This window comes from Paenibacillus sp. J22R98 (genome assembly GCF_059383835.1).
Window position 1 is genome coordinate 340,611 of sequence record NZ_JBXENW010000005.1, and the last position, 25,061, is coordinate 365,671.

Sequence of the window (25,061 nt, forward strand, 5' to 3'; positions counted from 1 at the left end):
TGACTCTATTGAGTAAGAAGCGTGTGCTGATCGCCAGTCCTGTCAATCAGATTAAGAACATATTGGAACCATTTTTGGAATCGTTGATGGCACTGGAGAAAGGCGAACTCATCGTTTGCTATCTGTTTATCGACGATAATCAGGATCCTGCGTCGAGCCTCCTCTTGCAGGAGTTTCATCAGACCGCAGGTCACACCGAGCTTCTGCCCTACACTAGTCTCAGCTCTCCAGACTTTCGAACTCCACTCTATCACAAAGACGAGAATACCCATTATTGGAAAGAAGATTTGATTTGGAAGGTCGCTGACATGAAGGACTTTATGATTCGACGAGCGATCGAGCAACAGTTCGATTATATCTTCCTAATCGATTCTGATCTGGTCCTGCATCCCGGCACGCTGGAGCAGCTCGTCCTGGCACGGCGAGATGTGGTATCCAACGTATTCTGGACGAAATGGGAACGAAGCGGCATGGAGCTGCCTCAGGTGTGGTTGTCGGATGAATACATCCTATACGATAAGAAGCGTGAGGAACATTTGCTGCCAACTGAAATTACGGTCCGTACGCAGCAGTTTCTGGAGCGACTTCGGGAACCTGGGGTGTATGAGGTCGGCGGATTAGGCGCGTGCACGTTGATCAGCCGGCATGCTCTTTGCGCTGGACTTCGATTTGCCAAAATTCCCAATCTCAATTTCTGGGGAGAGGATCGGCATTTCTGTATTCGTGCGGCGGCGATGGGCTTTTCTTTGTATGTAGATACGCATTATCCGGCTTATCATATCTATCGAGAAACCAACTTAGCTGGGGTAGAGGCCTTTAAAGCGAAGGGGTGCCGAACGGTGAGGGATCGATTGGGTAATGCGCAGTGGCTGCAGCAGCAGCAATGCTTTGACTTGGCTATTGTGCAATATGCGGCTTATTTGGAAGAGGAGATCGGTCTACCCGAGCAGAAGGTCGATGCAGCAAAGAGCCAGGCAGCGTGCTGGGAGAAACTAGGGAATAAGGCCAATCAAGTGCGATCGCTGCGCCGCGCGCTCGAATTCGGACTACAGCTTCCCGATTGCTATTGCCAGCTTGGAGCCATATACGTGGCCAATCAGGAATGGCAGCAGGCGATTGAAGCTTACACCGCTGCCGCGAACATGAGCGATCAAGAAATACCGCCAGACATATGGAACACCTATTGTACATGGCTCCCTCATTTGCAGCTAAGCCTGTGTTATGACCGTCTGGGATTGCTGGAGGCCGGCCATCGGCACAATGAAATCGCCTTTACCTATAAGCCCGAGCATCCTTCCATTCTGTACAACAAAGCTTATTTCGCGCAAGCGATGCAAGGAAAGGCTCTCAGTTCGGACTAAATCCAATATCCGAAACTTGCCCGTTTGGCACAAACCCGATGTTTCGATAAACTTTGTTAGATCCGGGGTTACGCACATCTGCATATAACATCGGTGTTAAATTTTCTGACAACAGCTGTTCGGAAACCGCGGCAACTACCGCACTCGCATATCCTTTATTTCGCAGCCGCGGCGGCGTAAAAACAGCATTAATACGTCCATGTCTCGGTGAACGATGAGCAATGTTAGCCATCGAAACCGCTTCGCCATCAACGCGCCACATAGACAACCTGCCAGTTTCGATCAATCCCCGCGCTGACTCCAACTGACTCTCCGGTTCAACTGCCCTTCCATAGGCATCTTCCGAGAATCCGGCTAGAAAATGCGCAACCACTTCAACATCATGCAGCGTCGCGACACTCGCTTCTCCTTTCACATTCGACGGCTTGTACACCTGAGGGCAATGGTAAGACTCCATCGTCATTTGAGTCGAGTGGCGCAAATTGTTCGTCCTGCAATATTCCACGGCAAAAGGATATGCGGTTTGCGGAGCTCCGGAAATACCGGGCAATGAGTGACCCTCCAGGTGATTTACCAGCTCCAGAATCATCTGCTTCTCTTCATCCCCCACTAACGATCTGGCCATCCATAACCAACCGTTGTGTCCCTGCGATTGTGCAAACAGCAGCTGACCGTTATCGGATCGAATGCATAATGCATCTTCTATCTCTGTAATACGATGAAGCAGATTGTATCGGACTTCATCGTGAATAAACGGAAGTGTCTCCAAAACGTTGTCTTTTTGACCCAATCGAGCAAACATGATTGACCTCCCAGAGGATTTTAATCTTGCAGCGTTTTACCTACATATTACATTCGTGCTTGGATCTTACTTTTCCTTTGTCGTTTTCTCTTCTATTTCCTTAAAATACGACAGCAAACAAGCAACAGCTGCTCACGAGCAGCCGTTGCTTGTTTGGGTTCACGTTCACGTATTCGTCAGTCTTACGACTCTTCCGGTTTCTCCGTATCGTCGTCGCCCTCTTCTGTGCCTTCCTTCAATTCCTCTACAACTTCGTCTTCGATTTCCTCGGGCTTCTCGATTTCTTTATTCTTCGAAGGCTGATCGAAGATGATCGTCCGAATGATCGACGGCTCCGGCCGATTCTGATCGTACAGCCTGATATAGATTTGCTCAATTTCTTCTCCGGTTAGGTCTTCCTGATTCAGCAGCTCTTCCGCAATGGCATGCACAAATTCGGTATGATCCGATACGAGCTTCTTCACCTGATTCATCATATCCTTGAGCAGCTCGTTGATTTTCGGACGAAGCGACCGAAGCGCGTCCGCTTGGGAACCGACAGCGAGGAAGCTGAACAACTCATCGCCCATACCAACCGCTCCCAAATACGCACCTGCCATATTCGTAGCTTGCTGCAAGTCGGAGGTCACGCCGTTTAGCTTCTTGCCTAAGAACAGCTCTTCCACCGCCCTAGCCGCCAAACTGACTTGGATGCTTGCCAAAATCTCGCTGTCGCTGCGGTTATAGCGCTCATGCGTCGGCTTGGTGGCTGCAAGTCCGAGCGCATTCCCGCGCCGCACGATTGTTACTTTCCAAACCCGATCATGTGGCTTCAGCAAATACTGGGCAACCGCATGACCTGCTTCATGGTAAGCCACGTTACGTTTCTCATCGGGACGCATGGAGCGAAGCGGCTGTTTAAGGCCCCACTCGTACGTTTCCATGGCAACGCGAAAATCTTGATATTCGGCAACCAGAACACCGCGTTGATGGGCGATAACAACCGACTCATTGACGATATGTTTAATTTGAGCCGGGCTGTAACCGATCGTATCGAGCGACGCCTTCTCCGGTGTTAAGGAAGAATCATGTTTCACTTTCTTCAGATAATATTGGAAGACGTCCACACGGCCGTCATAATCTGGCGTATCGATCCATAGCTGTCTGTCAAACCGACCCGGCCTCAGCAGCGCGGAATCGAGCACATCCGGCAAGTTCGTCGCGGCTACCGTGAGCACCGCAGGGCGATCTGCCTTCTTACGGCGCAGCCCGAGCATACGCATCATTTTCGCGATTCGGGTATTATCGATATTCGGCGGATCCATTTGAAGGAGCAGCTCATTGAGCAGTCCTGAGCCCCCGCCCATGCCCATCATTCCGCCCATGCCCATTGCGCCGCCGCCACCTTGGCGTTTCATACCGATGGCGTCAATTTCGTCGATGAAGATGATACAGGCGCCGTACATTTTGGCAAGCTTCCGAGCCTTCTTATAAATACGCATGACTTTGAGGTTACCAACCCCAAAGAACATGTTTTGAAAGCTTGGTGCCGATGCATAAGCGAAGGGAACCTGCGCCTCATTCGCAATAACTTGAGCCAAGTAGGATTTACCTGTACCCGGAGGACCGCATAGCAGAAATCCCCGGATCGCCTCTCCTCCCATCTCCTTGAACTCTTTGACCCCTTTGAGCAGGATCACGATCCGCTTCGCGTTCTCTACGATTTCCGGGTTCCCCCGGTAATCGTCCCAGGTAGCACCTGTCTCACCCGGCAGAATCCAATACGTTCGCCCCCTCGCGAGAAACCAGAACAGAGCCGCGAATTGAATAATCATGAACATCATGGCAAACAAAAGCTGGAATAAGAGACTGACAATGCTGAGCGTAATCCCCCAAACCTGGGGCCCCCCTGTCCACACCAACACGCCAATGATGACGATGACGGTGAGCCTTATGAGGAATTTGCGCCACTTGATCCACTGATAACTCCTCATGGCTACACTTCCTTTTCACACGAAATGTGCTCGCTCGTAATTATTGCGATACTCATTTTTACTTAGTAATATTTGAAAATATGCTTGGAATCAAGAGAAGAAAGTCCGTCGCATGCATCTGTAATATAAATGAAATACTAGATACCTGACATTGAAAAATAGAACGGGAACGGTAAAATAAGCTAATATTGACATATACGAAAAACCCTCTATCCACTTATGGATAGAGGGTAAATGTGGTTCGTATTCGCATAGTCTTGGCTACTGTTTGCGGAAGCTAGTAAGCCACTGAATACCGAAATCAACAAGCTCCCGCTGCGGCATTAATTTAACCTCAGCATCTCCCAGGAGGCCCGACTTCATAGAAGAGCCGGCGTGTGTCTCAAAGGCTGCGCCAAGCTCAGCGAAGTCATCCGAATTGAGATTAATATCCGGGAAAGTGACCCACTCTCTGACGCCATCCACCTCGATCGGCGCTCCTTGCGTAACTTCGTTCTTGCCCGGGTAGCTTGTCCGATACTCCGATAAATGCAGCGAAGTATTGTTGCTATGTCCAACACCGAGCAGAAGGACAAACGCCTCGCATTCGTAAAGTTTGGCAAGCGGCGAACGTTCTCCGAGGCCGAAAGCTAGTGAATGGTTTTCTATAATAAACGCCGCCTTGGGACCACGTGCCGCGAAAGACACCTGCGGATGCTGACTCCGCAGCGTCCCGAATTGTTTGCGGAAACATTCCACCAGCTGGCCCATCCCCCGCGTTACCGTAAGATCCGGTGAGAAAGCAGGCGTTTCTTCCCGAATGATTGGCCACCACTCCTGCGGTACCGGTGGATTCGCCCATAGCGATGGATCGGATAAATCCGAGGTGTGTGTCGGCATGACCAGCGTTCCTTCTTCTCCAATAGCATCTTCGAGTCCCAATACAACGGCTTCAGCTCCGCCAACAATCCATCTATTGCATGCTTTCAGCGAGGAATGAACGAGTAGGGTCATCCCCGGTTTAACGCCAATTTGCATGAGTGCTTTAGCGATGGACGCGCGAGTCAGTGGAAGCTCCGATTCATTGATGACCATGATTGCTGTCCTCGTCCTCTGCTTCGCGAATAAATTGACGAACAACCTTCAAGTAAGCATCCGTTTCTTCCAAGTACCCCATATGCGAGCTTTCTTCGAACACATGCAGCTTCGCACCAGGGACGAGGGATTGATAGTACTGCGTCGCCTCCGGAGTCGCTTCATCATATCTGCCGCAAAGGAACAACGTCGGAGCGTTAATTTCATGCAGCTGCGCCGTGACATCGTAGGTCTTCAAGCTGCCGGTCGGGCAAAATTCAGAGGGTCCCCACATGGACAGATAAACCTCTTTGTTCCCTTTCGGTCTGCTCTCCGCCATAATGTCCGGCCAAGGATCAAGTCGGCACACATGCCGATTGTAATAAGCTTTAATAGCTTCCCCATATTCATCGGAATCCGTAGTCCCTGCCGCTTCATGATGCGCAATAGCCTGCTGCATCTCTGCCGGCAGCTGCGCAAGCAAACGGTCCGCATCCTGTTTCCAGCGAAGCGCACTTAAGCATGGACTGGACAAAATCAAGCTCCGGATACCTATTGGTTTCCGCTGTATGAAATAAGAGGCTGCCAGCATCGTTCCCCACGAATGCCCAAGTAAATACACGTCATCCAGTTGGAGCGCTTCCCGTATGCAAGCAAGCTCCTCCACGAACCGTTCGGTATTCCATAATGACGGGTCCTCGGGACGATCGGAATGGCCTGATCCCAGCTGATCATAGAAAATAACCGGTCGCTCGTCAGCTAACGCACGCAGCGCCGACTTTAAAGGATCATGTACATTTCCAGGTCCGCCATGCAGCACTAAGAGCGGTGTTTTACCTGAATCACCTACTTGCACGTACCAGACTTTACCACCCGGCACTTCAATATATCCTTCATGATTGATCACAATGAGTTCCTCCTACATGACATAGAGCTGTTTCTTTCTTGAAAATCGCTTGTCTATCTCTTAGATCCTACCTGATTGGAGAGGAACTCTGCAACAGCGTTAACGTTACGTCTGCTGAGGATCTTCCTGCATATTCGGTTTCATGATATCCATATAAACGTTGCCGCCGGAGAGGATCGGTTCATATAAGTCGAGTCCTCTTGTTACGACATAGGTAGCGTTTCCGAATCGATCAAATTGTGCACCGTGACAGGGGCAATTAAAGAACGTCGATTTGTCCTTCGCCGCACTGATCTGCGCCTCAGTCGCCGGCTCGATCGTACATCCGAGGTGCGAGCAGGCAGGCGACATGATCCGCAGCTTGCCCTCTGTATCTACCGACACGTAGACGAACCCCTTCACTGGCTTGGAATTCCAAGCATCTACGTAAATTGCGGAGTATTCAATTTTCTTTACACTATTTAACGACATTAATGAATTATGATCACCTAGCAGCGCGTAGCTCTCCGGTAAACCTTCATTAACATTCCCACGGTGCTTGATCGCCCCATAATAGAATAAACCACTCGTTGCGGCCAATGCGCCAACTACCCCAATAGTAAGCTTTCCGGATGTGCCGATAAAGGCTCTTCGCGTCATTTTGTTAGGTCTGATCTCGTCCATAACAATCACCTCCACTTCTTCCATAATACCCCACGCAGGTACGAAAAAGAAGAACAGCATTACGATCGAAGCCCCGACGCTAATTGCTTAAGCCGGTTTTTCAAGAGTAATACTGTCCCATGCAGAAACGTTTAATGCAATTAATTATCCAAAGCATTCTCCAGTAATTCCAGCTCCACAACGGTATCGATGTCATCAGGGAGTGAAGCACCGCTGAAGCTTATGAACGCATCATGCGGATATTCCCAGGCATTCCACGGTGTTTCCACTTTGATCTCCGTGCCGTCTGCGAGCAGGCGTGCACGTTTGATTTTGCCATTCAAGCCGCGGAAGTTAATCGGTCCCATGCCTCGATCGTAGATATGGGCGTATAAGTAGTTGCCATTCTGTGTATAGCGGCCCCACTCCGGTTTCTCCAGCTTGGCAGCTCCGCTGCCATATAGGCTGCCGCCGTTGTCCTCCATCCATCGGCCGACTTCAGCTAGAATCTCCAGGGATTGCCGTGGAATTTCTCCTTTGGCATTCGGACCGACATTAAGCAATAGGTTACCGCCTTTGCTCACGCATTCGACGAGTCCGCGAATGACGGTCTTCGGCGACTTGTAGTTGTTGTCACCTGCGCAATAGCCCCAATGATCGTTTAGCGTTATGCACGCCTCCCAAGGAAGCGGCTCACCGGCTTCATTTACAACGCCTTCCGGCGGCAGAAGCTGCTCCGGACTCATAAAGTCTCCTGCATACACTTCGGGTTCAGCCGACTTCTTATCGCCGCCAAGCCGGTTATCGATTACGATGTCCGGCTGCAAGCTGCGCATCATCTGCACGAGCTCCGTAGCCTTCCATTTCTCGCCCGTCATGTCATCATAGGAGAAATCGAACCACATGACATCTATCGTCCCGTAATTCGTAAGCAGTTCTTTCACTTGTCCGTGCATGTAAGTAAGATAGCGGTCAAATTCAATTCGGTGATCCCGATACTCTTCGTTATCCCGCATGGGATGGATTTTGTCCCCGAAGTGAGGATAATCTTCATGATGCCAATCGATGATGGAATAATAGAGCCCTACACGCAGACCCTCCGAGCGGAAGGCTTCTATATATTCACGGATCAAATCCCTGCCTGCCGGGGTATTGGTCGCTTTATAGTCGGTCAGCTTGCTATCGAACAAGCAGAAGCCATCATGATGTTTGGCCGTCATCACCGCATACTTCATGCCTGCCGCCTTAGCAGCCCTTGCCCACTCTTTCGGATTATACTTAACGGGGTTAAATTCCTCGAAGAACGGCTCATAATCTGCTACAGACAGCTTCTCCAGACTGCGTACCCACTCCCCGCGCGCCGGAATCGCATAAAGTCCCCAATGGATAAACATGCCGAACCGATCGTCCATAAACCATTTCATATGTGGTGCAGCGGTGCTAGTGCTCGTACTCGTGCTTGCCATATCCATACGCCCTCTCTTCGTTATCTTTTGTTCTCCCCATTGAACCGTTCAAACACCTCAGCGAATCGTCCGTTACAGCCTACATCAACAAACGATATCGGCCGAATTCCGCGTGACCATGCCATAGAACTCGCCTCGAACGCAAAATCTCCCGCAGCGGCTCCTGTTATCAGAGGGTCCGTAAACAGGTTCCCGTCTTTCTCTTGCAGCTCATATTCTTGGATCGACTTATAATGAAAATATCGCTTAAACCGCCTCGATTGTTTCCGACTTACCAACATATTGTTCTGTAAGGAGACGATCCCATCCGACGAGGAAAACGTGCTCATATAGGGATGCGAGTCATACTCCTCCGAAATCAAGCCTTCCGGATTCCCCTGCGGTGTATGAATTTCGATTGCGTCAGCAAGGAGAATATTTCGTTCGAATCTCGTGCCGGATGAATTCAAAACCGACACAACCTGCAGCCCTTTATCCATAAAAATATTGTTCTCGAAGCTGCAATCACGCGTCATATGACTGAGCATTGGAACACCGAGATTTACGGCTAAATTGTCCTGGACGATACAATTCGTGCATTTCTCATCCAAGTAGTACGCGTATCTGCGTACTTTATCGGAACCGTTATATAATGCAAATACCGCATTGCCGCTTACTGTCACGTCGTCGCTATACCAGCAGATATAGATCGCGGAGCCGTCCTTCATAAATTGCATCGTATTATATAGCAGATTACCGCTAATCACCGTGTTCGGACTGCTGCTTGCGATTCCGCTATAGGGCGTATTATTAATCTCGTTGTGGATGAGGGTATGATTCATGCCATCGCTGTTGACTGCGATCGAGCTTTGATACGTCAGCCCAATGTCATGGATTCGTGATCGCTCCAGCCGAACGCCTTCGCCTTTCCACTTGATGCCGCCCGCTCCGGTATGGTGGATGTGGCACTCGTGCAAGTGAAGCTCTTTACCGCTTAGGTTGAACGCCCACCCGCCCGTATTCCGTACGGTTACGCGATCGAATGCGATCCTTTCAACTTCTTCACCGTGGATAGCGGCGCTCACCGCGATTGCCCCAAAGCCTCCGGCTGAGAGAGGCGTTGCAGCACAAGCGAAGGTTAGTCCTTCAAACCGAACATCATGGGTTCCGGGCTCCAAAGAGAGGATATGCTCCTTCGAAGGAACGATGAGCTGAATGCGGTCTATCTCCTCACCGGGAAGCGGCCAGTAAACCAGCTTCTCGCTCGTTCGATCTAAGAACCACTGTCCCGGCTGCTTCAAACCTTCGCGCACATTCCAAACCACATAGGTTCGTGCATTCGCATTGCGTTCATAGAACGCACCCGGAGGGTGTCCCGGCGCATTCAAGAATTGAATGTCAGCCTCTTCACCTTCTGACCGAATACACGCAACACCGACAAGCGATTCATCCCATTCATGATAAACGGTCAGCTCCGCATTACGAGCGTCAAGCCAGTCCGAGACATCCTCCCGTTTCACGCGCAGTGACATCATTTCTTCATCCGTCGGCGGACGCTTCCAACCACCGGCGAATGTAGATAGCCACTCCACCTTAAATTCGTTCAAGTGTTGGAATGCTCCCTGCTCAGGCAGCCGTGACCGCTGTCGGTACATCCCATCCACTTCGATCAGGCGAAAATCCAGCTCCCGATCCAACACGCCGGCAATCGGTGTCGTGATCCAATCCCCTTCCCGCTGCCAGGACGTGACGGGAGCACCGCCGAACAAGATCGGTTGTTCTTTCGGATAGGCCGTAATCTGCAGTCCCGCATCTTCTTGACTGAGCGTCAAGCTGACATCGTAATAATGCCCGCCACGAACGAAAATACGTTTCACAGCAGCGGCATCACTACCACCAGCGTTCATTGCTCTCGTGCGTTTCAGCGCTTCACCTAGTGTCCCTACCGGCAGTTCCTCCGTTCCGGGATTGGAATCCAGCCCACTCGGAGCCACATAAATGGAATTAATCATCGTAGTCATCACTCCGAATTCACCTCTTGTGAGCTTCACATTGCTCGAATTGCAGCTTCACGCTGCTCCAATCGCCTGCTTCGCCAAACACGAGCGACGTGTTCTGCGGATTTAATCCAAGCTCCTCGAAGATAATGAGCTCATTATTATCCGGCTTCATCCAGCTTCTCGGTAAATAATAACGATCCTGCGTGCCGCCATACGCCCACATACGGCCGACATTATGACCATTCAAGAAAATTTGCCCTTTCTGCAGCTCACCGATCTGAAGATAGACTGGGCGATCGCCATCCGGCAGCTTAAAATGAGTCTGTAGATAAGCCGGTTTCAAGGATCTGCCTTTCCGGGCAACCCTGTTTCCGACCGGAAGCAGTACAACCAGCCCTTCCTCTTCCTTGGCGTTGCCGTTCATGAGCTGCGAAGCCGAGAAGTCGCCGCTCTCCTCCCAAGGCTTCCACTGCCAGTTGGTCAGTTCACCTGATTTCGGCGCCACATAGACAGCCAAATTCTCCTTCACGGCATCCGGTACATTCTCAGCGTAATGAATCCGCACTTTGAGGCTGCCGCCGATTTCCGCTGTCACGGGAAGCTGCCACGTGATCCATCGTTTGATTTGGGAGAACATCGTCCAAGGAGAGTCCGGATAAGATAACGGCAGCACTTCTTCACCATTCACCGTCACCCATGCCTTCACGCCATGAATCATAATGAAAGCTTGCTGATCCGCCTGCAGGGAAAGCTCGAATTCAATGGCCGGCAGCGGCTCTTGTTCGCGGTAGAAGCGGTTATATAAGAAATGGAATGCTTGAGCGGACATCGGCTGCGGGCTCACTTCACGGAAGGTCTCGATCTGAACGCTGCGCGATCCGACTACTACCGGCCCCTGGATACCGACTGCTATAGGCACGTCATAATTGTGACCGAGATCATCGGATAAGAAGACGAAACGATTCGTTCCCTTCTTCAGCGTGACCGTAATTTCCTCAAACGCCCAATCCGCCGGATGGCCGTATTCGTCTCTCATTCGCACGGATCGGCCTTCCGCATGAATGCCGCACAATTTCCCATTCACGAACACCGTTGCCCGAGTGGGAGTATGACTGAGCAGCATCGTCTCAACACCGTCTTTATCCCATTCCAACTCCGCACTGTACCAGAGATACCCTTGAACGACGCCTAAGTCCTCATGGGACCGAGGCTTTTCAAGTGCAGTCCAACCAGCCGAGTCCCCGCCTGTGTGAAGCTCCGGGCAAGGTGCTATTTTCCAAGAATCAAGCTCTGGCAAGGCGATTTGTAGTGCCTGATGCTTGAAGGTGCGGCTGACCGGAATCCCATTCGCATCGAGATAAACCACCTCAGGTGTCCCATTGCTTACCCGGATATCAAGCGAACCATCGTGCTGCCGTTCAGCTACATAATCGGGGCCGAAGACGATTTGATCCTCGACGATCCAGCATCTTCTGGCCATCTCTTCATCAACAACGATGATAGTAACGCCATCGATAACCGTGTGCTGGACCTTCCGCCTCTTCACGGACAAATCGTATTCCATTCCGTTCACGCTTATCACGCCATCAGTCCCAGCCGGCCCGTACAATAGCAGTGCTTCCTTCGTTTCATGGCAAGCCAGCAGGCACAAATTGCTGTAATTGACCGTTACGCCATTGCCCTCCAAACTACCAAACAACTGCAGCTCCACCGGAAGAACCGCGGCAGCCACCTCGCCAAGATGAACCGTCAGCTGTTTCCCGCCTTTGGTTGTTATCGAAAGCTCCCGCTTCGCATCGGCTGTCGATACAAACGCGAGCGAGCCTCTGTCACTCTCACGAACAATAAGTCGCACGCCTTCTTCGCATGCCATGCCTCCGCGATCTTCCAGTTCCGTGCTATCCGTGATGTATTCACTGAAATGAGTGATAAACAAGTTAGCCGGACGCACCGCATAATATTTGTCCGTCAGCTTCCCGCCTTCACCGACCGGATAGCCGGAGGCATACGAGGTGGCAATATTGTTGCCGCCCCAGAACCCGAAGTTCGTTCCGCCTTCGAACATGTAGTAACAAACCTGCGTAGCGGATGACGTATACTCATAGACCGCTCTTGCCAGATCAAGCCGGTTCGGCCAGTCGCTGATTTGATTGCCCCAATAAATCGGCGCACCGCACCAGAATTCCGTCGTAATCAATGGCGCGTTCGGCTGCTTGCTCTTCAGATCGTAAACGGGCTCAACCTCAACGTGATGGTTGTAGGTCAGAATCATACTCTCGTCGATAAACTGGTCGGCAGCATCCGTAGAGTCATTGATTTTAACGGTCGTCGGGGTAGCGCCATGGACATTACAGGCCAGAATCGGGATATCGATGCCATGTCCATAATAAATTTCATTGATTTTATAGAGATAACGGCGCATGGATTCATCCCAGCCGCCCGGATACTCATTCTCGTTCTGAATGGTGATGACAGGACCGCCCCGCGTAATCTGACGTTCGCTGATCAGTGGTATAAGCTGATCGAACCAGCTCTCTACAGCTGCCATATAGACCGGATCGTCCTCCCGGAATCGAAGCACCGGATTCGCGCACAGCCAAGCCGGTATTCCGCCGCCATCCCATTCACTGCAAATGTAAGGGCCCGGCCGCAGCATCGCATACATGCCCAGTTCCCCGATAAGGTCGATGTAAGCGGCAAGATCCTTATCGCCTGCGAAATCGACTTGACCTTCCTTCACTTCATGAAAATTCCATGCCACATACGTGCATATCGTATTTAATCCGGCGCGTTTTGCCCGGAGCAGCACGTCTCTCCATTCCCTTCGCGGATGACGGAAATAATGGATTTCACCGCCTACAATCCAAATCCGCTCGCCGTCCTTCATAAATGATTTGCCGTCATACGTCAGCTTCATCCTTACACCTCTATCTTCAATAGTCATGGAATCCCACTCTCACACTTTCGAGTATACGAGCCGGAAGCAGTACCCAATATGAAGTAATCTACGATTTTTGGACGATTTCGCTCTATGGAAATAGAAAAAGCGGCCAGCGCACGCATGCACTAACCGCTCTCTCTACTGTTACTGCGAAATCTGGATTTTATCGAAAGAAGCTACGCCGGAGTACCACATGTTGCTGGCATATGAAATCTGTGAAACGCTTGTAGCTGAAGCCATTACCGGCGCATTCGTTAATACAGCTGTGCCGTTGATCGACAGACTAAACGTTCCTGCGGTCAAATTCACAACGATATGGACATCGTACCACTGGTTCGCCGCATACGACATCGTGGTGTCCGTCCATGCGATACTTGAATTGACATAGCCGAACTTTCCGTTCTCCCGGAAAGCGAACTGCACGATAGGCGTTCCGCTGCCGTTCGACAGCGTAGGACCGGCGATGAGCGCATTCGTTTGATTCGCTTTCATCCGCGTATCGATCGTGATCGTTCCCGAAGTGGATGCGAACGACTTCACCGCGCTAACGTCCGCAACGCCATAGTTCGTTTGCGTCAACGTTAACGCGCGATTCGTCGTGTTGGTCCCGTCGGCAACCTGCTGTACCGACGCTGCGCCGCCCGCGGTGTTAACCGTCCAGCCGGCAGGCATTTGCCCAATTGTCGTGGCATCAAACATTTCCGCGAAAATGTTCGTTTTCGCATTAACCGAACTGCTGGCAGCCGACAGGTTGGTTGCGGCATCGTACGCTTTTACCGTATACGCGTAGGTTGTATTCGCCGTCAATCCGCTGTCCGTATAACTGGTGCCGGACGGGGAGCCCACTTCGACGCCATTGCGGTAAACCTTGTAACCCGTCACGCCGACATTATCCGTCGATGCCGTCCAAGTTAACGAGGCAGTTGTGTCCGTTACCGAGGCGGCAGCCAAACCGGTTGGCGCGGTTGGTGCTTGCGTATCTCCGGTACCGACTTGAATATTGTCGTACGAAACCGCACCCGTGTACCACATGTTAGATGAGAAACTAATTTGCGACAGGTTGTCGGATGAAGCCATCACAGGTACATTCGTTAATACAGCTGTACCATTGATCGTCACACTAAACGTTCCCGCAGGCAGATTCACCACAATATGAACGTCATACCATTGGTTCGCCGCATACGACATCGTCGTGTCCGTCCATGCCATGCTCGAACTAACGTAAGCGAATTTGCCGTTATCTCGGAAGCCGAGCTGCACGATCGGCGTTCCGCTGCTGTTCGACAAGACCGGGCTGGCGGTGAGCGCGTTCGTTTGATTCGCCTTCATGCGCGTATCGACCGTTACCGTTCCCGTTGCTGCGGTGAACGACTTCGTGGCGCTGACATCCGCCACACCATAGCTGCCTGACGATTGCGTTAAAGTCAATGCGCGATTCGTCGTGTTGGCGCCATCAGCGACTTGTTGGACAGACACCGCGCCACCCGACGTGTTGACCGTCCAGCCGGCAGGCATCTGCCCGATCGTCGTGCTTTCGAAATTCTCCGAATAGCCGCTCGATCCGGCCGTTGTTGTAGCGTTCACCGAGTTGCTGGCTGCCGATAGATTGGCTGCGGCATCGGTTGCTTTTACCGTATACGTATACGTCGTACTTGCCGTTAAGCCGCTATCCGTAAAGCTGGTTCCGGTTGGCGTGCCCACTTGCGCGCCATTACGATAAACTCTGTATCCCGTCACGCCTACATTATCCGTGGATGCCGTCCATGTCAGCGAGGCGGTTGTATCTGTTACCGAAGCTACCGCCAGACTGGTTGGGGCACTTGGAGCGGTTGTGTCGCTGCCGGATAGCGCCGTCGTCGCCGATAACATAATGTCATCGACGAAAGCATATCCGCCGGTCGTCGGCTTCAATCCGTAAATCGTCGCACTCGTATTGGCGGCTCCGGTCGTAAAGGTAAACGTCTTATTCACCCATGAAGTTGTGGTGTTCTCTTGATACGTGTCGCTGCCGCCGTAATTTTTGACGCCAAGCCGGACGGTTTGCCCGGAGGAGCCGGCCCGCAGATAACCGGAAAGTTCATAGGTCGTATTAGGCGTTAAGCCCGTGATCGTCTGCTCGATTCCATCTGCCCCCGTTCCCAAGCTGGCGCCGGTCTCATAGCTGAATCTAGTCGATACCTTGCCTCCTGAATAGTCATAGGCAGGCTGCGCCGTCAATGAATTCGTCTTAGTCCAGCCGTATAAGCTATCCATCGCCGGATGACGCATCCGGTTCATGTCTAAGCTGCCGTTTACCACCAGATTCTTGTAATCCGTATCCACCAGCTGATAGGTCGGACTTGGCGGGCTGGCAAAATTAACACCGGCCGTCCATGTTGTGCCGCCATATTCATAAGCCCCCGCATCCGGTGCCGTGCCGGTAAAACCATCCGTTATTCCTCTGATCGGCAATCCGATGTCTTTGGCTCCCGAACCGGACTGCAGCTGGAAATTATTCGTCGCCGTATTCACATATAACGGTGTACCGGAGGTCATATTGTTGCTGAACACCGCGCCGATGGCGGAAGCACCGGTTCCCAGCTCTTGAAGCGCAATATTGTTTGCTATTCGGTCTTTGTAAGCATCGATCCCATAAGTAGGCTCCGAAACTCGGATACCCGAGAAATTATACGTCGTGTTGTTATAGACCATGACATAGTCGGAGAGATGATTGACGATCACGCCAACCCAGGACAAATTCCAAGTCACGTTCTTATAAATGAGAGCATTGGCCGAGGATTCGTCCAGGTAGACCCCGCCTGTCCAGCCGCCTGAGCCGTTGGCATCTGCATTGGCACGGCTGACGGAATCATGCCAGAAATTGTGGTGAATCTCGGAGTTCCCGAGATCATTATGGGCTGTATACAGCATCGCGGTATCCTTGGCAAAATAGTTCCCGTGATGGAAATCGTTATATTGGATGACCGTCGCGAAAAATTCGCCGCCGATAAGCGATCTTCCTGAGTTGTAGACCGTATTGTGGCTGATCAGGTGGCCTCTGCCGGTAATATCTACGACGGAGTTGAAGACGATCGGTCCATAAGTTCCGTCATGGATCGAGTTATTAATGAGCTTGTTGTTATCGCCTTTGATGGTCACGATCGCACCGGATGAATACTGCAGCTCGCTGTTCTTGAGCGTATTGTTCGTCCCGCACAGGCACACCCCGGCTGAATAGGTGATCGCGCGGTTGAACTCCGAGACGTATTTGGCATTGATGCCGTCGATAACATTGTTTGAACCGTCTGTCGTATCAATGGCCGCTGCGAATAGTTTCACATTCTTAATGACGATATTGGATTTGCCCGACAAATCGAAAGCCAAATTCCTCGCTTTATACTCGACCGTATGGGATGCCGGACTATTGCTGGCCGTTGTCCGCAGGTACAGCTGTCCGGCTGTTTTGTCATAGTACCATTCCCCCGGATAATCGAGCGCGGCCAGCTTGCCCATAATAAAATATTCCGCCGCCCCATAGCCCCAGTTGGATAAATCGATGACACTGCCCGGCGGCATTTCCTTGCGGAACACAAGGTAAGCGGTACCTGCGCTTGTCAGCTTCACATCTGCGGAGTAAGTGAAATCTTGGGCCGTGGTCAACGATTCATACCAGGCATTCGTCCCAGAAGTTTGAGGCTGCGTGTAGCCAAGGAGCGTAGCGCCGCTTGGTTTCCAGTACCCGGAAGCTTCCGGCGCGTACCAGCCTTTTATGTTACTCGTGAATGGTGCCGCTTCACGGCCAGTCGCTTGATTCGGATCTTGACTCGAAATCGCAGCGTTAACGTTCGTGAATTCCGCTTTAGCCGCTGTCGTGGAACTGTTCGATTCCACGCCTAACCCGAAGCTTCCTTCTTTCAAATTCGTATCGGTCGCCGTGATGACGGGTGAGGCTCCATTGTTCAGATAGACATTAATCGTGCTGCCGGATGTCGTGACTTTCAGGTTATAGGTCGTGTTCTGCGCGATCGTCACATTGTAGGAGCCTAATACCGCACCGCCTACGCCAAGCAATTTGAGCGTGTTATCATAGGTGGAGAATTTAAGGCTGTATGCATTTTGCGAGGTTTTCAGATTCAAATTACCGGGGGTATAGGTAGTTGCCAGCGCGTTGCTGAAATTCCATTCGCCGGAGTCCTCCACGAAGACGGAAGCATTATCCCAATAACCCGCAGCCTGTGTCAAATTGGTGGAATCGACGAGCAGTCCGCGGTTTGAGGTGTTGTTATAATGATAGAGGGCTGGATCATAGAGGTTGCCGACGGCGGTATTCGGAGATCGGGCCAAATTGTTGGCAATTCCATCGACGTAGACCGAATCCAGGTAGTCGCCCATCGGCAGTGTCGCGCTCGCCTTGTAAATACTGCCGGAGTGGACCGACCACGAGCCGGTTACGAGATTCGCACCGCTGATCGTGACGTCTGCACCGGTATCCGGCTGGAACGTTATTTCGTTGCCCGGCGTTCCCGAATTGGTCGGTTTGACCGTTTCGCGATAGACGCCGGTACGAATTTTGGCAGTGTCGCCTGCCGTCATAATGCTTGCCGCTTTGCTGATCGTTTTCCACGGACTGCCCGTGCTTCCGGTGCCGGTTGTGTCGCTGCCGTTCACGCCATCGACGTAGTACGTGTTTCCTGCTGCGGATACCTTCTGCGGGGCTGCCGTAACGCAACCGGTCATTAGCAAAGCCGCAATCAGAAGATACGAGATGAATCTTCTCCTCATCAATTACACCCTTCCCTCACTGCAAGATTGTATCTCAAACCCCTCGACTTGCGGACTTGAAATCAGCTGGTACACCTAGATCCACTCGAATCTACCTACCTCCTATGACTTAAGAAACTGTGTATTGTCCGACGGCCAACTAAACTTGAAAACGCTTTCTTTTACAACTAAGAGTATACTGCTTCGAGGCGGATAGGTGAATGAAGATTTCTACTATTTTTGGACAATTGAGTTATAGGCGATATGAAACCGAATTGTTGAATTTCTATCGCAATAGGAGATATAATAACAATAATAATATAGTCATAAACGAAATTAATTTATTGAATAACGATAAATGATATGGTAAAGTCATAAAATCAGTTACCGTGCTGTATCCCTAGAAAAAACGAAAAAATGTGAGGTGTTTATGTTGAGAGATGTCACAACCTTGTTTTTAAAAATAGCTGTGTTTATTATTGGACTGCCGGTTCTTGCTGTATGTATATTTTTAGTGCCTCAAATAGCGAATTTCGCGGCAGACATGTATCCAAATATGGTCGCCATAAAATATCTCTTGTTCCTCGTGCTGTATGGAGCGGCTGTACCCTTTTACATTGCTCTCTATCAGGCTTTCAATCTACTGCGGTACATTGATGAGAACACCGCATTCTCGGAACGATCAGTAAATGCGTTAATGAACATAAAGCGCTGTGCGATTACAATCAGCGGTATATATGTTTTAGGTATGCCTCTCTTTCGTTTTATAGCGAGGAAAGTTGACCCTCCTGTTGGATTTTTGGGACTCATCATCATTTTTGCTTCGTTGGCAATTGCCGTCTTTGCTGCTATCCTCCAGCGGCTATTACAAGAAGCGATTAACATTAAATCAGAAAATGATTTGACGGTCTGAGCTGTGAAAAGGCGGCAGTACGCTCCATTCGCGCACTGCCGCCCCCAATTACCTATTCGACCAGATTCCCAACAAACTGTACAATCGGCAGCTCGCGATCTTCCGGCCATGGAATCCGATACGCCATTCCCGGCCATACATCGAAGAAGTTATCAGGCAGCGGCTCTGTTCCATTCAAATCGATACAAACGCCCCATGCAAAGACGTCACTGCGGAACAAGGCGTACGATTCCTCTCTGGACACTTCAATACGAGGTTTATTCCATTTCATCTCTACGAATCGAGGTAAAATCAATCGATTCCGCGCCACCGTGTCCCCTTGTTCATCAAGCAGTCTCGCAAAAACCGCGGAATCGCCAATCCCCGCAACTTCCCACTCTGCGTCGCTGAATTCCATCACACATATGGATGTATTCGGCGGCAATTCTACTTTCCGAAGTTCATCCATCACATATTCGCCGGAGAATCGGAACAAACCGACATTCAACTCCCCAACCCATGTCTGATCGGTCTCGTTGATCCCAAATACACGAACCGTTTGTCCCTCCTTGGCTGCCACGACAGAGATCGGTTGAAAAGCCCGCTTAACCGGATAGAACGCAGGGGTCCGGTTCAAATAATAATCGACGACTGTCCAGCTTCGCGTTGCGGGCCAGCAATCATTGAACATCCAGAAGATCGCCGATGCGCAGTCAAACATGCGTCGGCGGAAATTATCGATGTACTCTCTCAAGCCTTCCCCTTGTATCAAACCGCCGTAATAGACGAATTGCTCGATCGACATGGCCCGCGGATCAAGTCCGATCCAATCGCTGATCTGCTTATCAGGCGCCGACAATGCGAACCAAGAGTCAACGGCATTATCATGCTGCTGCCAGGCATACGAGAGCACGGATCGTCCGTTATTTTCAAACCCGACCGTCCAAGGATGCTGATCGCCCCGATCATTCGCATTGGGATACTGATGATCCGGCGAGAACGGGCTGCTCTGCTGATAATACCTGCCAGGGTCCTCCTCCTGCACGATGCGTGGGAGAATATGATGGTAGAGGGCATAATCCGGATAGATAATGCCTTCTTCTCGATAGAAGGTATGCCACTCGTTCTCATTGTTTCCGCAGTACATCACGAGGCTCGGATGATGCGCAAGCCGCCGAACATTATGGATCGCCTCCTGCTTCACATTGCTCATGAATGAAGCGTCCGTCACCGGATAGTCCGCGCAGGCAAATACAAAGTCCTGCCAAACCATGATGCCATGCTCATCGCAAAGCTCGTAGAAGTCATCCGTTTCGTAGATGCCGCCGCCCCAAACACGCAGGAAATTGAAGTTCGCTTCGAGCGCTCGGCTGATCAGCCCTTCATATCGAGCACGGTCTGCGCGTTGAAATATCATATCCGGCGGGATTGCATTCGCACCTTTCGCGAACACCGGACGATCGTTCACCTCCAGATAAAAATAGCTGCCTCCGGAAGGATGCGGATCTTGGTTAATCCGCAGCTTGCGGAATCCAATTCGCTTCGAGCGTTTACCGGCAAGCTCGTCCGCAGCATACAGTTCGACCTCAACATTAGCTAGATGCTGCTCTCCTTGACCTGCCGGCCACCACAGCTTCGGCTTCGCTATCGTGCACTTCGCTTCAAGCCGCTGTATACCCGGTTCAATTGTATAGTCAAACGACTGAACCGCACTCGTATTCTCGCCGATTCGAACCGATAGATTACCTGTTACCGGATTCTCCCCGCAGCCCTCTACGAATGCGCGAACAGTCACTACCGCTTCATCCATCGTTTCATTGACCTGAGATAGTATTACGACATCATCAAGCCGCACGCTTGTCGCCCATTCAAGCGCAACAGGCTTATGAATGCCAACATTCACGAGGCGGGTTGACCAGTCCCAGCCGAAGGAGCTTTGCGGCTTGCGCAGCCAAATCCGCTTATGGAGCTCATGATCCTGCGAGTTCTCATAGTAGCCATCTACGGATTTGTTCCCAGCCATATGTAGTCCGCTGTCGAGTACGATGACGAGCAAATTCTCCTTGCGCAGCTTACCGGTCACGGCTACTTTGCAAGGACGATAGAAATTGGCGTGCTCGCCAATCAGCTCCTCGTTGAGATAGATCTTCGCATGATAATCCAGCCCTTCGAAGATCAACCAAGCATGATTGCTGATGGCTTCATCCGGTGCGGTGAAGCTTCTTCTGTAGCTCCATAGATTCTCCTCCACCCACCGAGCGGACAAGGCATTCAGTCCTTCTGTCGGTTCCTCTATCAGTCCTTGCTTCATTAACTCGAGGTGAACTTCGCCCGGGACGGTTGCGTCCATCCACTTCGCTGCATCCGTTTCAAATAGGTGATGCGTCTTCACCGCGCCGCGCTGTCCATCCGCTCCGCGCAGCTTCCATGCTCCGTTCAATTCCTGTCTGCCCATATTCAAGTCCGTCTCCTCCCTATAAACAGCAAAAAACACAAGCGCCGGACAAGTTGAATCCTCTCAACAGTCCGGCGCTGCATGTTTTAAGCCAGCTTTTGCCGATTATTCAAATTTCGCTTTTGCCTCGTCGAACGCTTTAAGCTGCCATTGGTAGAACTGGTCTGCGCCTGCATCGTTCAGCTTATCGATCAGCTTCTGCTGTCTGGCTTTATAATCTTCATCATTCTTCGCATGCAGGACGATATCCGGAATGCCTTTCGTAATCAGGTCATCCAGCTTCGTTTGGATCCGTTTGATATCTTCCGGCGGCGGCGCCATAGCAGCCTGCACGTCTTGCGGAATGACATCAAGCGTCTTCACTTTGCCTTCATCGGCATACTTCTTGTATGCTGCGGCAGGGTAAGCAACGCCATAGTGCTCGGAATAATCTTTGTTAAGCGAGTTGAGCTTCGTTGCATATACTTCCGGCGAGTTGAACAGGTTGACCGGGAAGCCGTCGCTCAGAACCGTGTTGTCGGAGAGACCCTGTTGGTTCGCCATCATGTTAATGCCCGTTTTCTTCCATGGGTCGCCGCCTGCTGCAGCCAGAGCTACAACTTCCGGCTTCATTTGCGGTTTGCCGTCTACCATATCCCAGTGAACGCCTTGAACGCCGCTTTCAATCAGACGGGAACCTTGCTCCGAGGACAGGAAGTTGATCAGATCCATAGCGCGCGCCGGATCTTTACAGTTCGACGTAATCGCCCAAGCACGGTCGCCCCAGCCTGCGATTGTCGAGCCGCCGGTCCATGCGAAGCCCCAATCCAGCGGAATCGTTACGAAACCTTTATCCGGACCTTCTTTCAGAAGCTCACCGTTCGCTGCTTGGAACGGCCATGTTGCGATGGCATTAAGCAGTGTACCTTGGGAAGCCTTCGTTACGAGATCCTCGTATTTCGCCGTGAATGCATCCGGATCGAGAATGCCTTTTTGTTTCGCTTTGTACAAGAATTCCGATGTGGACCAGAAGCTGCTCTTCGGAACGTCTGTGTAGTTGTTGACAACAGGATCACCAGGGTTTGTCAGAAGTCCCATCCCGCTCAGACCCCATGTGCCCCAGTCATTCCAAATGGCCGTACCGTAAACCTTCTTGCCATCCGGGGATTTCGGGTGCTTCGCAACCATATCGGCAAGGATGTTCACCATATCATCGATATTCTTCACTTCCGGATAGCCAAGCTCTTTGTAATAATCCCAACGAACGTTAAAACCGATTTGTTGGTCAAAGCCCCATCCAGCGTTACCGATTTGTACCGGAACGACGTACAATTGACCGGTATCATTACTCCAGAACTTCTTGCTGTATGCAATGCTTTTCTCGAAGATCGGCTTCTGAATATCCGGACCGTTCGACGCAACCAAGTCATCGAGTGGGATGATGTTTTTACCTTCAATAAGTTGTTTCAAGTAGGTTGTTCCCACGTTCTTCACTTGGATGATATCCGGCAAATCGCCGCCAGCGAGCTCCACCTTGAACTTCTCTTCATCGAATGTTTCGAGATCCATGGTGACGCCCGTTTGTTTCGTAATTTCGTTATATACCTCGGTGTTCTCAAAATCCTTGGTCGTGCTGTTTACTTGAACCTTCAATGTAACAGGTGCTTTGGCAGGCTCTGTCGACTCGTTGGTCGCGGCTGCATCATCTGTAGCTGCGGCGGTGTTGTTCGTTGTTGCAGCATCTGTGTTGGTTGCCGTTTCATTTGCTGCAGGTGCATTCGTCGCCGCTGTATTGTTTGCATTATTCGCCGAGTTTCCACCGCAGCCTGACAATACAACCAGCATAGCGGCCAGCATCATTGCTGCCTTGCCGCGTAATGCTTTCTTCCCCTTCATACCATGACCTCCCGAATTTAAGTTCTATGATGATAGCTGCTATGAGCTATTGCATCCTCCAGCGGTTGAACCCGGACCGAAACTTAAGTATTAACCCTTGATCGCACCCAGCATGAGGCCTTTGACAAAATAACGCTGCAAGAACGGATAAACCAGCATAACCGGCAATGTAACGACCATCGTAATCGTGATGCGAATGGAGTCCGGCGATATTTTGGAAGCCAGACCACGATTCAAATCCTGCATGTTGCTGCTTGCCACAATGCGCTGTGCATCGGTCAAGTAGTTGTACAGAATCAGCTGCAGCGTCTGCAGATTGTCGCTTGAGACGAGGAAGTAATTGTCATACCAGGTATTCCACTGCCCCACCGAAGCGAATACGGCAATGGTGGCTACAATTGGCATGGAGAGCGGGAAGATGACATTGGTGAAGATTTTAAAATGTCCGGCGCCGTCGATCATAGCGGACTCTTCCAATGCTTGCGGAAGCTGTTCAATGAACGTCTTCAGCAGAACCACGTAGTAGGCGACAACTGCACCGGGCAGGATGTAGAGCAGGAAGTTATTTTTCAGGCCGAGCTCCTTCATCGTGATATACCAAGGAATCAGACCGGCGTTGAAATACATCGTAATGACCAGGAAGCGATAAATATATTTGCGCAGATACAACTCGTTCTTCGTCACGGCATAAGCAAACCAAGAACAACAAGCTATGGTGAGCGCGGTTCCGATAACCGTTCGCAGCACGGAAACCACAAACGAATGAAGCATATTGTCGAGCTTGAAGATCGTCGTATAATTGACGATTGACAGCCCCCTCGGGACTAGAAACACGCCTTTGAGCGCCTGCTGCGGATCGCTGAACGAGTAAATCAAGATATAATAGAACGGGTATATGCACATGAGCGTGAATAGGATTTGAACGGTGTAGTTGAAGATATCGAATAGGTTGGTAGAATCTTTTTTCATTGGTCGTCATTACCTCCAGCTAGAATACCGAGTGGCCTCTTATTTTCTTAGACAGTGCATTCATCGAGAACAACAGCAGAATGCTGATAATCGATTTGGCAATTCCGATTGCGGTACCGAAGGAAATGTCGCCTGTCGTAATCCCGACGCGGTAGACGTAGTAATCAAGGGCTTCAATTCGGTCTGCTACAAGGGAATTGTAGAAGACGAAGTTTTGCTCAAAACCGGATGCTCCGTTCGACAGAACGCTGGCAATGTTGAGCAGCAGCAGGACGAAGAAGGTTGGCATGATACCTGGAACGGTTATCGCCATGATGCGTTGAAACCTACCCGCTCCATCGACCTTCGCGGCATCGTACAGCTCAGGATCAATGCCTGCTATCGCGGCCAAGTAGATAATAGCGCCCCAGCCTAAGCTCTTCCAAATCGTAACGCCGGTCTGGAACCACCATGTTGCTGCGGAGTTGCCCAGCACTGTTGTCGGTTCGTCGATGATGTGGAACTTCATTAGGACTTCATTGAGCAATCCACCGGATGAGAACATGAAGAATGCCAGTGAGTATACGATGATCCAGCTTATGAAGTTCGGCAGCGTCGTCAACGTCTGTACGACTTTCCGAAAACGCTTACTGTTTAGCTCGTTGAGCATGATCGCGAAGATGACCGATAGCGGTGAAGCCAGAATGGATAATAAACTGAGTGCAAGCGTATTGGTTAAAACTCGGAATAGATCTTCTTTCTCCTCGATCGCCCAGCGGAAGAACTTCAATCCGACGAACGGCGTCTGCGAGAGTGGAATACCCGGCTTGTAATCGTAGAAGGCATATACCCATCCGAACAATGGAATGTAGTTGAAGACGAAAACCAGCAGGATAAACGGGATAACCATCAGAAACAATGTGACTCTACTTGCTTTCCATTTCATCTCTCGTATCACTCCATCTCTTTTTCTATCCTCAGTATAAGAAATCGCCAAGGACGTAAATATGAAGTTTTCTACGATTTT

Annotated in this window: 15 protein-coding genes; 2 read left to right on the forward strand and 13 right to left on the reverse strand. The window is 50.8% G+C overall.

What is annotated here, in order from left to right:
• The first annotated feature begins 8 nt into the window (after positions 1-8).
• Positions 9-1,361 (forward strand): glycosyltransferase family 2 protein, encoded by a 1,353-nt coding sequence (locus tag AC50Y3_RS17085; RefSeq protein WP_494819932.1) that lies wholly within the window; start codon positions 9-11, stop codon positions 1,359-1,361.
• Here AC50Y3_RS17085 and AC50Y3_RS17090 read toward each other — a convergent pair.
• From AC50Y3_RS17090 to AC50Y3_RS17130, 9 genes are all read right to left on the reverse strand, one after another.
• Positions 1,348-2,163 carry a GNAT family N-acetyltransferase gene (locus AC50Y3_RS17090; protein WP_494819933.1) on the reverse strand — a complete coding sequence of 272 codons (816 nt, stop codon included), beginning with the start codon at positions 2,161-2,163 and terminating at the stop codon, positions 1,348-1,350. The genes AC50Y3_RS17085 and AC50Y3_RS17090 overlap by 14 nt on opposite strands.
• A gap of 182 nt (positions 2,164-2,345) precedes the next feature.
• Complete coding sequence (locus tag AC50Y3_RS17095) at positions 2,346-4,136, reverse strand: AAA family ATPase (RefSeq protein ID WP_494819934.1); 1,791 nt, start codon at positions 4,134-4,136, stop codon at positions 2,346-2,348.
• Positions 4,137-4,397: 261 nt separating this feature from the next.
• Positions 4,398-5,210, reverse strand: coding sequence for an AAC(3) family N-acetyltransferase (locus AC50Y3_RS17100; RefSeq protein ID WP_494819935.1), 813 nt, complete (start codon positions 5,208-5,210; stop codon positions 4,398-4,400).
• The gene (locus AC50Y3_RS17105; protein WP_494819936.1) at positions 5,197-6,096 is read right to left on the reverse strand and encodes a proline iminopeptidase-family hydrolase; all 900 of its coding nucleotides are present in this window, start codon (positions 6,094-6,096) and stop codon (positions 5,197-5,199) included. Before AC50Y3_RS17105 ends, AC50Y3_RS17100 begins: the two co-directional genes overlap by 14 nt.
• 105 nt (positions 6,097-6,201) lie before the next feature.
• Positions 6,202-6,759, reverse strand: a complete 558-nt coding sequence (locus AC50Y3_RS17110) for a QcrA and Rieske domain-containing protein (protein WP_494819937.1) — start codon at positions 6,757-6,759, stop codon at positions 6,202-6,204.
• 140 nt (positions 6,760-6,899) lie between these two features.
• A complete protein-coding gene (locus AC50Y3_RS17115; RefSeq protein ID WP_494819938.1) occupies positions 6,900-8,204 on the reverse strand; it encodes an alpha-L-fucosidase in 1,305 nt (434 codons plus the stop codon).
• 20 nt (positions 8,205-8,224) lie between these two features.
• The gene (locus tag AC50Y3_RS17120) at positions 8,225-10,204 is read right to left on the reverse strand and encodes a right-handed parallel beta-helix repeat-containing protein (protein WP_494819939.1); all 1,980 of its coding nucleotides are present in this window, start codon (positions 10,202-10,204) and stop codon (positions 8,225-8,227) included.
• Between the two features lie 10 nt (positions 10,205-10,214).
• Positions 10,215-13,127, reverse strand: coding sequence for a beta-galactosidase (locus AC50Y3_RS17125; RefSeq protein ID WP_494819940.1), 2,913 nt, complete (start codon positions 13,125-13,127; stop codon positions 10,215-10,217).
• A 141-nt stretch (positions 13,128-13,268) separates the two neighbouring features.
• The gene (locus tag AC50Y3_RS17130) at positions 13,269-17,885 is read right to left on the reverse strand and encodes a fibronectin type III domain-containing protein (protein WP_494819941.1); all 4,617 of its coding nucleotides are present in this window, start codon (positions 17,883-17,885) and stop codon (positions 13,269-13,271) included.
• A gap of 409 nt (positions 17,886-18,294) precedes the next feature.
• Between AC50Y3_RS17130 and AC50Y3_RS17135 the strand changes: the two genes are divergently transcribed.
• Positions 18,295-18,777: a DUF2975 domain-containing protein gene (locus AC50Y3_RS17135; RefSeq protein WP_494819942.1), complete on the forward strand. Its 483-nt coding sequence runs from the start codon at positions 18,295-18,297 to the stop codon at positions 18,775-18,777.
• Between the two features lie 52 nt (positions 18,778-18,829).
• Here the strand turns inward: AC50Y3_RS17135 and AC50Y3_RS17140 are convergent, their stop codons facing one another.
• The 4 genes from AC50Y3_RS17140 to AC50Y3_RS17155 form a co-directional block, all read right to left on the reverse strand.
• Positions 18,830-21,211 (reverse strand): beta-mannosidase, encoded by a 2,382-nt coding sequence (locus tag AC50Y3_RS17140; protein ID WP_494820037.1) that lies wholly within the window; start codon positions 21,209-21,211, stop codon positions 18,830-18,832.
• Between the two features lie 105 nt (positions 21,212-21,316).
• Complete coding sequence (locus AC50Y3_RS17145; RefSeq protein WP_494819943.1) at positions 21,317-23,086, reverse strand: type 2 periplasmic-binding domain-containing protein; 1,770 nt, start codon at positions 23,084-23,086, stop codon at positions 21,317-21,319.
• 90 nt (positions 23,087-23,176) lie between these two features.
• Positions 23,177-24,055 carry a carbohydrate ABC transporter permease gene (locus AC50Y3_RS17150; RefSeq protein WP_494819944.1) on the reverse strand — a complete coding sequence of 293 codons (879 nt, stop codon included), beginning with the start codon at positions 24,053-24,055 and terminating at the stop codon, positions 23,177-23,179.
• A 19-nt stretch (positions 24,056-24,074) separates the two neighbouring features.
• The gene (locus AC50Y3_RS17155) at positions 24,075-24,980 is read right to left on the reverse strand and encodes an ABC transporter permease subunit (RefSeq protein WP_494819945.1); all 906 of its coding nucleotides are present in this window, start codon (positions 24,978-24,980) and stop codon (positions 24,075-24,077) included.
• Between the last annotated feature and the right edge of the window lie 81 nt (positions 24,981-25,061).